This window comes from Chryseobacterium sp. SORGH_AS_0447, assembly GCF_030818695.1.
Taxonomy (GTDB): Bacteria; Bacteroidota; Bacteroidia; order Flavobacteriales; family Weeksellaceae; genus Chryseobacterium.
This window is the reverse complement of sequence record NZ_JAUTAR010000001.1, coordinates 1,644,881-1,657,221: the sequence shown is the minus strand read 5'-3', so window position 1 is coordinate 1,657,221 and position 12,341 is coordinate 1,644,881. Positions and strand designations below refer to the sequence as shown.

At 39.7% G+C, this 12,341-nt stretch carries 8 protein-coding genes and 2 tRNA genes; 6 read left to right on the top strand and 4 right to left on the bottom strand.

The genetic code is table 11. The features are described 5' to 3' along the window. Nucleotides 1-197: 197 nt before the first annotated feature. Together QE422_RS07805 and QE422_RS07800 are read right to left on the bottom strand one after the other, a co-directional pair. Entirely contained in the window at nucleotides 198-1,412 is a 1,215-nt protein-coding gene (locus QE422_RS07805; RefSeq protein WP_307456485.1) for an MFS transporter, read from the bottom strand. A 299-nt stretch (nucleotides 1,413-1,711) separates the two neighbouring features. Beyond that, nucleotides 1,712-3,385, bottom strand: a complete 1,674-nt coding sequence (locus tag QE422_RS07800; protein WP_307456484.1) for a glutamine--tRNA ligase/YqeY domain fusion protein — start codon at nucleotides 3,383-3,385, stop codon at nucleotides 1,712-1,714. A 158-nt stretch (nucleotides 3,386-3,543) separates the two neighbouring features. Here QE422_RS07800 and QE422_RS07795 point away from each other — a divergent pair, with 158 nt between their 5' ends. Beyond that, nucleotides 3,544-4,674 carry an alpha/beta hydrolase gene (locus QE422_RS07795; protein ID WP_307456482.1) on the top strand — a complete coding sequence of 377 codons (1,131 nt, stop codon included), beginning with the start codon at nucleotides 3,544-3,546 and terminating at the stop codon, nucleotides 4,672-4,674. 562 nt (nucleotides 4,675-5,236) lie between these two features. Here the strand turns inward: QE422_RS07795 and menC are convergent. Next, a complete protein-coding gene (gene menC / locus QE422_RS07790) occupies nucleotides 5,237-6,241 on the bottom strand; it encodes an o-succinylbenzoate synthase (RefSeq protein WP_307456480.1) in 1,005 nt (334 codons plus the stop codon). Then, complete coding sequence (fbp, locus tag QE422_RS07785) at nucleotides 6,241-7,257, bottom strand: class 1 fructose-bisphosphatase (RefSeq protein WP_307456479.1); 1,017 nt, start codon at nucleotides 7,255-7,257, stop codon at nucleotides 6,241-6,243. The genes menC and fbp overlap by 1 nt, the downstream gene beginning before the upstream one ends. A gap of 315 nt (nucleotides 7,258-7,572) precedes the next feature. Between fbp and QE422_RS07780 the strand changes: the two genes are divergently transcribed. From QE422_RS07780 to QE422_RS07760, 5 genes are all read left to right on the top strand, one after another. Further along, entirely contained in the window at nucleotides 7,573-8,811 is a 1,239-nt protein-coding gene (locus QE422_RS07780) for an aspartate kinase (protein ID WP_307456478.1), read from the top strand. 22 nt (nucleotides 8,812-8,833) lie between these two features. Beyond that, nucleotides 8,834-10,675, top strand: a complete 1,842-nt coding sequence (locus tag QE422_RS07775) for a lysophospholipid acyltransferase family protein (protein ID WP_307456477.1) — start codon at nucleotides 8,834-8,836, stop codon at nucleotides 10,673-10,675. Nucleotides 10,676-10,771: 96 nt separating this feature from the next. Then, a tRNA-Phe gene (locus tag QE422_RS07770) sits at nucleotides 10,772-10,844 on the top strand. Between the two features lie 116 nt (nucleotides 10,845-10,960). Further along, a tRNA-Phe gene (locus tag QE422_RS07765) sits at nucleotides 10,961-11,033 on the top strand. 132 nt (nucleotides 11,034-11,165) lie between these two features. After that, entirely contained in the window at nucleotides 11,166-12,341 is a 1,176-nt protein-coding gene (locus QE422_RS07760) for a thioredoxin fold domain-containing protein (protein ID WP_307456476.1), read from the top strand.

The window sequence follows — 12,341 nt, the reverse complement described above, 5'->3', positions numbered from 1 at the left end:
TAAACTGCTATAATTACATCGGGCTGAAGCCGACGCTACTGATAAGTTTATCCAGACCAACCTTAACTAAATTGAATTTACAATAACTGATGTACTAAATAATACATCAATTACCATAACACCGACAGATCACTTTACCTAAAAAGAAAGAACCCGATTATCTACCGGCTCTTTCATCTAACATTATTTTAAATTTATTAATGCGATTCTTTTTTATTACCGATCATCCACGGAACAATATAATAGAAAGCGACTGCTGTCATTCCGAGAATAATTCCTGTTGCAGACCATAAAAAGGTGAACCCGAAACGTTCTGCGATAAACGTCCCCAGCGACGGCGTTATGATAAACGAAAGCGAAAAGGCAATTCCCAGCAATCCCATATAAGCGCCTTTGTTATGTGTTCCCGAACGGAGCGAAGTAATAGTCGCCATAAACGGCAGGGCCCAGATCTCCCCCACACTCAGAATGGTAATAGACACCACAAGGATCCATAACGAAGTTCCGGCAGCCAGCATCCCAAAAGAAACAGCACAGAACAGTGTACCCAACAGCATGGTGGTTTTCAGCTTTAAATATTTTTCCGCGATCTGTACCATAATCATTTCCATGACTACGACGATGACTCCGCTGAAGCCCAGGATATAACCTATTTTCTCAGCAGAAAGACGGGCTTCCTGCTTGTAGAATATGGTAAGCGTATTCAATATCTGGAAAAAGCACACGGAAAACAGAAAACAGGCCGCCGCAAAAAGAATAAACCTTGAATCTTTGTAAGGCGATACCGTTGTATTGGCCATTACCGGATCGGATTTTTCCTTGTTCCTATAACTTCGGTTTCTGAAAAAGAAAACATAGGTTAATCCCGCCAGTAAAGCACCGATGGCATTTGAGTAAAATAGGAAGTCATACGAAATCGCAGCCAGTATTCCGCCCAGCGCGGGGCCTACGGAAAATCCGAGGTTTACCGCCATCCGGTTCAGGGAAAATGCCCGGGTAATGTTTCCGGGTTTGGCATACTTGGATACTGCTACGGAATTGGCCGGCCTGAACGCTTCGCTGATGGAGCTCTGGATAAAAATAATCGCCGCCAGCCCGGTTTCGGTATGAAAAAGCGGGATCAGGCAAAACATGGGAACACTCAGGAACAGACTCATACTCTGTACCCGGAATTCTCCGATTTTATCCGTAATCATTCCACCCAGCCAGGAACCCACCACAGAGCCAATCCCAAAGAAACTGAGTACAATTCCGGCACTTTTAATGTCGAATTTAAGATGATCGGTCATATAAACGCCGAGGAAAGGCAACACCATCGAACCCGAACGGTTGATCAGCATCACCAGGGCGAGCATCCAGCTTTCCGACGAAAGCCCTCTGAATGAATTGATATATATTTTTAATAGTTTCACAATTTTGATTTTTTATATTTTATTATTTGAAATTAAGCCATTGCCTGCTTCATTTTTAACCACAAACAGCACTCATTTTTTTTCACGAACGACACAACTATTATTTGTGATATTTGTGAGCTTATTCGTGACATTAGTGTTTAATCAGCATTCCTATACTCTAACTACAAATACCACTAATGTTTTTCACGAATGAACCTTAATAATATTTGTGAGCCTATTCGTGTCATCAGTGTTTAAAAACAAAAACAGGACTTAAAAAATTAAGCCCTGTTTCATTTATATGTATAAATAAATTTCTACTCCGGCTTATAAGAGTCTTTTAAGGTTACGGTTCTGTTGAATACAAAATTTGCATCCGTAGAGTCCTGATCTTTCGTAAAATAGCCAATTCTCTGGAACTGTAGCGGTTCCCCAACAGCTACTTCTTTTAAGCTTGGCTCGGCAAATCCCTGAACGGTTTTTACGGAATCCGGATTGATGAAATCCAGGAAGTCCACGTCTTTCTCCGCATCAGGCTGTTCTACCGTAAATAATTTATCGTAGTTTCTGATCTCCACAGGAATGGCATGTTTTGCAGACACCCAGTGAATGGTCCCTTTTACTTTTCTCAAACTTTCCTCCGTACCGCTTCCCGATTTGGATTTTTCGTCATAAGTTGCGTAAATGGTCGTAATGTTTCCGTTTTCATCCTTCTCTACTCTTTCTCCTTTGATGATATAAGCAGATTTCAAACGCACTTCACCGCCTAATTTCAATCTGAAAAATTTATTATTGGCTTCTTCCTTGAAGTCTTCACGTTCAATATACAGCTCTCTGGAAAAAGGAATTTCTCTTGTTCCTGCATTTTCCTGCTCAGGATTGTTTTCTGTTTCCAGCCATTCTTCCTGGCCTTCCGGATAGTTTTCAATGACCAATTTCACAGGATCTACCACCGTCATCACTCTTTTTGCCACTTTATTCAGGTCTTCACGGACACAGAATTCAAGCAGCTGAAGCTCGATAAGGTTTTCTCTTTTGGCAACTCCTACTTTATCAATAAAATTCCTGATGGAAACCGGTGTAAACCCTTTTCTCCTCATTCCGGAAATGGTAGGCATTCTCGGATCGTCCCAGCCGTTCACTACCTTTTCCGCGATCAGCCTCTGAAGCTTTCTTTTGGAAGTGATCATGTAAGAAACGTTCATCCTGGCAAATTCCCTCTGCTTGTTCTTCACCTTTCCTTCTTCATATACCTGATCCAGGTACCAGTTGTACAAAGGCCTGTGGTTTTCAAACTCAAGAGAACAAAGGGAGTGCGAAATCTGTTCGATATAATCGGATTCCCCGTGCGCCCAGTCGTACATCGGGTAAATTTTCCAGGTGGTTCCTGTTCTGTGGTGTGGTCTTTTCAGAATTCTGTACATCACCGGATCACGCATGTTCATGTTCGGCGACGTCATATCGATTTTGGCACGAAGCGACATTGCTCCTTCCTCAAACTCCCCATTTTTCATTCTTTCGAATAAGTCCAGGGATTCTTCAACAGGACGGTTTCTGTATGGCGATTCCACACCCGGCTCGGTAGGATTTTTTCTCTGTTCGGTAATCACTTCGGAAGGCTGCTCGTCTACATACGCTTTTCCTTCTTTAATAAGCTGTACCGCCCAATCGTAAAGCTGCTGGAAGTAATCGGAGGCGTACAATACTTTATCCCATTTGAAGCCTAACCATTCAACGTCTTTCATAATAGAATCCACGAATTCCTGCTCTTCTTTTTCAGGATTCGTATCGTCGAAACGAAGGTTCACGGGAGCATTGTATTTTTCACCCAAACCGAAGTTGATGCAGATCGCTTTGGTATGACCTACATGCAGATAACCGTTTGGTTCAGGCGGAAAACGGAAACGGATCTGATCTCTTTTCAGGCCGTTTGCCAAATCATCTTCGATAATTTGCTCAATAAAATTGAGTGATTTTTTTTCTTCTTCCATTAAAATTCGCTTTAAAATGCCGCATATAACGGCAATTTGCAAATTTAGGAAAATTTAAGGGTTTACCCAAGTGATTATTTAAGACAACAAGTGTTTCGGGTACAATATTTTTACTTAATTTAGGCTTACTAAAACCGTTACTCAAATTCGATATCAACATGGCCGTCTACATCCTGAGCAATAGAAAAATCGTCCGTCACAAAGGTGAAAAAGCCGATTCTTTTTCCAATGATGAATATTCAATTCCTAATTTCAGAATTGCGAAATGTAACTTTGATAATTATAAAGAACCGACCAAAGCGGCCCGAAAGAAAAAAGATTACACCAACCGGAATATTCTAAATTATACGCTTTTTTCAGAACCCGAAAAGCAGGGCTACCAGGAAGTGCTGGAAGTGCTGCTGAATGAAAAAGGGATCAAGAATTCCTCTTTGACCGCAACTAATCTGGGCGGTACCCAGAGAATGTTTTATGAGCTTTATAAAAATATGTCTTCAGCAAAAGACAGAAGCGATGTAATGATTTTTATCCACGGATACGCCTATGATTTCAATGATGAATTAAAAGCTATTATTGATCTTAAAAAAATCTTTATAGACAATCCGGCATCCCCCGTAGAGCATATTCTGTTTATCAGCTGGCCTGCTTCGAGCAGTATTGTTCCGCTGACCTATTTCGACGATAAGGCTTCGAGCATCAATTCCGGGACTTCGCTGATGCGGCTTTTTTACTTTTATACCCAATTCTTAAAAGATGTTTTTTCAAACCGTGACCTGGCTCCCTGCAACCAGCGGATTCATATCATGGCGCACTCTATGGGAAACCGTGTTCTTCAGAGTATGCTGTACAGTTTAAAAAGTGAAAACATCCTGCGTGTGATCGACCAGGTTTTATTGCTGAATTCGGACGTAAGCTATAAAGTCTTTGAAGATTCGGAAGATTCCTTCAACAAGCTTCCCCTGCTTTCCAATCGGGTTTCCATTTATTTAAACAAACAAGACGTGATTTTGGGTATTTCCCAGTTTACCAAAAATATCCTGACCCCAAGGCTGGGAAAAAATGGACCCAGCAATATTGACCGTTTCAAAGATATTGTTTCGGTGATCGACTGTACTTTCGTTGAAGATGATATTTTGGATACTTTTAAATTTGAAATCGGTAATCATTGGGGTTATCTTTCCAGCTCGATGGTTCAAAACGACATTTTTCAAAATCTATATGGTATCGATCGTAATCTTATCACCAACAGAATAAAAAACAACGAAAATACCTTTACAATAACTTATTAACCAGCTCATTGCTTCAAACACCTAAATATCACACTTTATTGAATAATTGTGGTAGCACAGTCTGGCATAGAGATTGTAGCCATTCTCAACAATTAATAGTAAAGGAATACAAAAATTTATATCATGGAAAAAGTTAAAAGCAAGTTTTCTTCATGGGTAGAATACCTTAAGAAAGCAATTTTCATAAAAGACGTGATTTAATAAAAAGTATTAAATTTCACAGAACAGACACGATTTGCACTTATTATTATAGTTAATAAGGGAATAATAGATTTCAGTTACAGAATATACTGTTTTAATATCTGTTAAATACGCTGGAATTGTTGCAGATCTCCCAAAAGATTTTCATATTTACATTACCAATCAAATTAAAATGTTATCATGAAAAATCTAGAAAAAATCAAAAGAGAAAAATTGAGAACAATTCAGGGAGGAAGGCCTCCTCTTGGCTGTAACAATTGGAATCCGGCGGCTATGTGCTGCAGATCATGGGATCCCGATTATTGTGGCAAAACCACTTGTCCGGATTCACCTCCGCCAGCTTGCTAATTAATTTTCTTATTTATATTTTGAACCATAACATTTCGCCTTGCAAATCAAGATGTGATTCGAAATTATTTACAAATAAAGCTCCGGTCCCCAATCCTTGCGGCATCGGGCTTTTTTTTGTGAAAGTATATTGAGCAATGGCATTCAGTCCGATATTACTTTCCAACGCTGAGGTAATCCACCATCCGATCTTCTGGCTTTCCGCTAAAGAAATCCATTCATCCGAACCTGCAAAACCTCCGATAAGAGCTGGTTTCAGAATAATGTACTGAGGCTTTATTATTTCCAGTAGCTTTTTCTTTTCATTAAAGTCTGTAATTCCGATCAATTCCTCATCCAAAGCAATTGGGGTTGGCGTCTCCGAACATAGTTCAGCCATATCAGCTATATTTCCTGCCTTAATCGGCTGCTCAATAGAATGAATTTGTAAATCTGCCAGCTGTTGAAGAACGGTTTCCGCTTCATCTTTGCTGAAACCGCCATTGGCATCCACGCGCAATTCCAGGATTTCCTTTGAAAACTTCTGTCTCAGTTTCTTAAGAACTTCATATTCCGATTTCCAGTCGACCCCGATCTTTAATTTGATACAATGAAATCCCTGATCCAGTTTATCACGTATTTGTTCTTCCATGTAATCGACACTTCCCATCCAGATCAGCCCGTTGATGATGATCGGCGAAACTCCTTGAGTAAACTCACTTGGAAAGTAAATATTCCCCCCATGCTTCAGATTCAGCAATGCCTGTTCATATCCGAACCAGATGGAAGGAAAATCTTTTAAATAAGCTTTTAGAACTTCATAATCCTGCTGGATGTTTTCGCACAGCCACTGAAGCTTTTCTTCATAATCCGGGCGGTCGTCAAAGCTAAGCCCTCTGAAAACGGCACATTCTCCGACTCCTTTCTTTTCGTTTTCGGAAATTTCAAGGATAAAGGTTTCCTTTTCATGCAAAACGCCACGAGATGTTCCGCTCGGGCGTTTGAATTCCAATAAATATCTGAAATATTCTGCTTTCATTATTTTACACTGTCGATTCGCATAAATTCTTCCGCTCTTTCTACCATGTCAATGCTTCCGCAAAAAAACGGAATTCTTTGGTGCAGCTCAGTCGGCTCGATCTCCAGGATTCTTCGGAAACCATCGGTTGCTTTTCCACCCGCCTGCTCGGCTAAGAAAGCCATCGGATTACATTCGTAAAGTAATCTCAACTTACCGTTAGGTGCCTGTGAATAAGACGGATAGATATAAATCCCGCCTTTCAGCATATTCCTGTGGAAATCGGCAACCAGCGAACCGATATATCTTGATGTGTACGGCCGGTCCCCTTCTTCCATCTGGCAATATTTAAGATAATTTTTTACACCCTGAGGAAATTTGATGTAGTTTCCTTCATTGATCGAATAAATTTTCCCGGTTCTTGGAAAGGTCATATTCGGATGGGAAAGATAATAGGTTCCCAAAGATGGATCCAGTGTAAATCCATTCACCCCATTTCCTGTCGTATAAACGATCATGGTAGATGATCCGTAAATGATGTATCCTGCTGCAATCTGGTTGATCCCTTTCTGTAAGAAGTCTTCCAGCTGTACCGGCGTTCCCGGCTCGGTAACCCTTCTGAAAATGGAGAAAATGGTTCCTACAGAAACATTCACATCAATATTTGAAGAACCATCCAGAGGATCGATCAACACAACATATTTGCTTAAATGACCGTTTTCACCGCATTTAATATCGATAAAATCATCGTTCTCCTCGGAAGCGATTCCGCAGACAACCTCACGCTGAGACAGAGCCGTAATAAAAATTTCATTGGCAATCACATCCAGTTTCTGCTGCTCTTCTCCCTGAATATTTTGGTTACCGGCCGCACCTGCGATGTCTACGATCCCTGCTTTATTTACTTCTCTGTTTACCACTTTAGAAGCCAGCCTTATCGCACTCAGCAGGCGGGAAAATTCTCCGGTGGAGTACTGGAAATCATCCTGCTTCTCGATAAGGAACTCTCCTAAAGTCTGTAATGGTTGCTGTGACATATTTTTCTTTTTACGATTTGCTCAAATTTCGTAAAATTTATCACAAATTAAAATAATTATTAATAAAAGCCTATAACCTACTGTACCTAAATACAATAAACACTCAATCTCCATCTGAAAAGCAGGACTTATCATAAAAACATGCTCCCTTTTCGGTATTGCAACAATGCTAATTTCTGCTTATTACTAATTTTAATAAAATCTTAAGCCGGTGAAATTCATGGGCTATTTCATATCTCGTTGTAAATTTATAATTTTGAGCCCCGTAAAATATTCCCATAATTTTTATCTAACAATTTTATTATTAACAAATTAATGAAAATTTTCAAGTTTGGTGGAGCATCGGTAAAAGATGCTGAAAGCGTAAAGAACGTGTCTATGGTTTTAAAAAGCCAGGGATTTGCCAAATGTCTGCTGGTAATCTCAGCGATGGGCAAAACGACGAATGAATTGGAAAAAGTGGTGGAGCTTTATTTCAGAAAAGAGAACTATCAAACAGAAATTGAAAAGATAAAACGAAAACACATGGAAATCGCGGAAGGCCTATTTCCCGAAAATCATGCTGTTTTTGCGGAAATCAATTTATTTTTTGATGATATTGATTCTTTTTTACGTAGAAACAAGTCTCCTAACTATAACTTCGTCTATGACCAGGTCGTAAGCTGCGGGGAAATGATTTCCACGAAAATTGTGAGTGAATATTTAAACGAAATTCAGTTTACCAACCAGTGGCTGGATGCCCGGGATTATGTAAAAACCGATAATTCCTACCGCGAAGGAGTTGTCGACTGGGCGAAAACCGAAGAATTTATTTCAAACTTAAATAAAGAGATCTGCTACGTTACCCAAGGTTTTATTGGTTCGGATGACAATAATTTCACCGTTACTTTGGGAAGAGAAGGTTCCGATTATTCAGCCGCTATTTTTGCTTACTGCCTGAATGCCGAAGCAATGACCATCTGGAAAGATGTACCGGGGGTAATGACGGGAGATCCGAGAAAATTCAAGGATGTGACCCTGCTATCCAATATTTCTTACGAAGAAGCGATTGAGATGGCCTACTATGGCGCGAGTGTAATCCACCCGAAAACATTGCAGCCGCTTCAGCAAAAAAACATTCCTTTCTACGTAAAATCTTTTGTAGATCCTACGAAAGAAGGAACAAAAGTAGGCGCTTCAGAAAAAAATCAAAGCGAAGAATCTTATATCCTAAAGGAAAACCAGACGCTGTTAAAAATATCGACTCGCGATTTTTCATTCATTGCGGAAGACCATATGAGCCTGGTTTTCGGATATTTATCTAAAAATAAAATCAAGGTTTCCCTGATGCAGAATTCTGCTATTTCACTGGCTTTATGCCTGGAAGATAAATTCAATCATATCGATGAGCTTAACGAAGAACTGCAAAAATCATTTAAAACGGAAATCGTAAAAAATGTATCTTTATTCACGGTAAGAAATGCTAAAATCGAGAACATAGATCAATTTTACCAGGAAAAAAGTGTATTATTGGAGCAGATTTCGAAGAATACACTTCAAATGGTAACACAATAAAACTAATTGCGACTAAACACACATGAGTTTAATTTCGAAAAACGATTTAATAAAAGCTTCCGGCTTAAGTAAAATAGGATTTCTTAAGAATCCTGTAGCATCTGCTATTATGAGCATTGCTAAAATAAACGAAGTAAACAGACTATACGACAAACTGAAAGACAAGGAAGGTAAAGACTTTTTCGACTCATTTGTGAGAGAGCGTAAATTAAGTTATATCGCTTTTGAAGAGGATCTGGCAAAAATTCCTAAGACAGGTCCTTTTATTCTGGTTTCGAATCATCCGCTGGGCGCAATCGACGGGATTCTCATGTGTAAGGTACTTTCGGAAGTGCGACCGGATTTTAAGGTAATGGGAAATTTTCTTCTGGAGAAGATTAAACCTATGGAACCTTACGTAATTTCCGTCAATCCTTTTGAAAACAGAAAAGAAGCACACAGCAGCTCTTCGGGGATGCGCGAAACATTAAAGCATCTGCAAAACGGAGGCTGCGTAGGAATCTTCCCGGCAGGCGAAGTTTCAAACAAAAATAATCCTTACGGAGAGATATTGGATAAAGACTGGGAAAAACCGGCGCTGAAGCTGATCCGGATGGCTAAAGTGCCGGTGGTTCCTATGTATTTCCATGCAAAAAACAGCAGGGTGTTCTATCAGGTGGCAAAGTTTCATCCTAATTTACAGACCATCATGCTTCCTGCGGAGATGATGAAAGACCGGGAAAAACCGATCAGGATCAGGATCGGAAAGCCGATTACGGTAAAAGCCATGGATGATATGGAAACGATTCAGGAGCTGGGCGAGTTTCTGAAACGTAAAGTATACATGATGCAATCTTATTATGAAAAGAGGAAATCATTGGCTGAAAGCATCAATCTTAAGAATCTATCGGTAAAGTTCCCTTTGCTGAAGGAAGAAAATATTGTCCAGAACATCATTGATGAAACACCGAAAGAGGACATTTTAAAAGACATTTCCAAGCTGAAAGGAACAGATAAGATGTTTTTCAGCAATGGAAATTATGAAGTTTACTTTACCACTTACGAGGAGATTCCTTCGATCATGAGGGAAATCGGACGCCAGCGGGAGCTTACCTTCCGTGCCGTGGGCGAAGGAAGCAACCTGCCTTTCGACCTGGACGAATATGATAAGCATTACCATCACCTTTTCCTTTGGGATAATGCTGCGGAAAAGCTTGTGGGTGCCTACCGGATGGCTTTGGGCAAAGAAGTTATGAAAAAATCGGGGATCCGGGGCTTTTATACCAGTTCTTTGTTCGAATTTGAACAGGATATCCACCCTTTCTTCAAAAAAGTAATTGAAATGGGACGGGCGTACATCTGCCAGGAATACCAGCAGAAGCCTCTACCCCTGTTCCTTTTATGGAGGGGGATCGTACACGTCTGCCTCAGAAATCCCGATCATAAATTCCTGATGGGCGGTGTGAGTATTTCGAATAAATTCTCCGAATTCTCAAAATCCCTGATGATCGAGTTTATGCGTTCGAATTACTATGATTCTGCCGTAGCTCAGTACATCACGCCGAGAAATGAATATAAAGTAAAACTCCGGGACCGCGACAAGCACCTGTTTTTCGAGGAAATGGAGTCTGATCTGAATAAGCTTGATAAGATCATTGACGATCTCGAGCCGGAGCTGAGACTGCCTGTCTTAATTAAGAAATACATTAAGCAGAACGCAAAGGTAATCGCCTTCAATGTAGATCCCAACTTCAACGATGCGATCGACGGGCTGATGTATATCCGGATCAGTGATCTTCCCGAAAGCACGATTAAGCCGGTATTAGAGGAAATGAGCGAACAGATCCGAAAGGAACAGGAAAATAATCCGATTGAAAATCAGTAGGTTTTAAGATTTGTTAAAAAAAGTATTCTTAATACTTGCTTCATATACGAAAACTTACTACTTTTGCATCACTTTAAAACAACGAAGTAAAAGAATGGTTTCTTAGCTCAGTTGGTAGAGCAATGGATTGAAAATCCATGTGTCCCTGGTTCGATTCCTGGAGAAACCACTTAAAAAACCACCTGTAAAAAGGTGGTTTTCTTTTCAAAGTTATTTTAAATATCCTTGCATGATTTAATAATTATTATTAGTTTTGCACCACTTCAAAACGAAGTACAACCAAATGGTTTCTTAGCTCAGTTGGTAGAGCAATGGATTGAAAATCCATGTGTCCCTGGTTCGATTCCTGGAGAAACCACTTAAAGTCATCTCATACGAGGTGACTTTTTTGTTTTTTGGAATTTTGTTAAATGGTGGTTAATGTCACAATAATCACCAATCTTTTACCTGAAAATAAGTATATTCGCTTTTTGAAATTTCTATTTGAAAAATGAAGAAGATTATCTCCGGTTTATTTTTATTTTCCACGGTAGCAGCATTTGCCCAGGAAGCCATCCAGTTTCAGGACCTGCCTTTCAAAGACCTTATTGCCAAAGCAAAAAAGGAAAAGAAAATTGTCTTTCTCGATGCCTATGCTTCATGGTGCGGCCCCTGCAAAATGATGGAAAAAAATGTATTTACCCAAAAAACGGTCGGAGATTATTTCAATGCTAATTTCGTGAACGCGAGATTTGATATGGAAAAAGGCGAAGGCAGGGATATTGCTGTAAAATATGGGGTCCGCTCCTATCCTACCTACCTGTTTCTGAATGGTGACAGCGAACTGGTATCACAGAATTTCGGCTATATGGAAAGCAGCATGTTTCTTACTATGGCCCAGGATGTAAACTCTCCCAACAACAAGAAAGGTTCCCTGAAAGAGCGCTTTGCCAAAGGAGAGAAAGATCCGGAATTTCTCATCAACATTATGAAGCTAAACTCTTCTACGGATTATGCCTTTGCAAAGCTGGCTTCCGAAAGGTATTTTGAAAACAGGAAAACAACCGATGAATTCACAAAAGATGATGTCGGACTGCTCCTGTATTTTTTAAAGTCTACCGAAGATAAAAATTATAAAACCTTCGTCGAAAGAAAAGCAGATATTATTAAATTTTTACCCGAAGAAACTTACAAAGAGTTTGACAACCAGATTAAATTAGGAAAGATTGTGGAACAATCAATCGATCCGCAGAGTAAAAAAATTAATGAAAACTATTTCATGAAAAATGCTGAGCCTCTTGTGGGAAAGCATGACGCGGAAGTAAAACTCAACCAGACCAAATTAAGCTATTACGAGCAGAACGCCGATTTCCCGGAATACGAAAAGGCTGCACTGGCTTATTACAAAAATGCTGAAGCCTTTGAACCCAACGAGCTTTTAAAAGCTTCCTGGATATTTTCTGAACATATAAAAACCCCATCTTCTCTTAAAAAAGCCGCAGAATGGGCAGAAAAATCCGTCATGAGAGGCGAAACCTCCGAAAACACTTACATTCTTGCGAAGCTTTATTTTTTAACAGGAAATAAGGAAATGGCAAAAACCTATGCCGAAATGTCTAAAAATATAGCCACCCAATCACAAAAAGATTCCACTTTAGCTAATGAATTATTGAAACAATTGAAATAA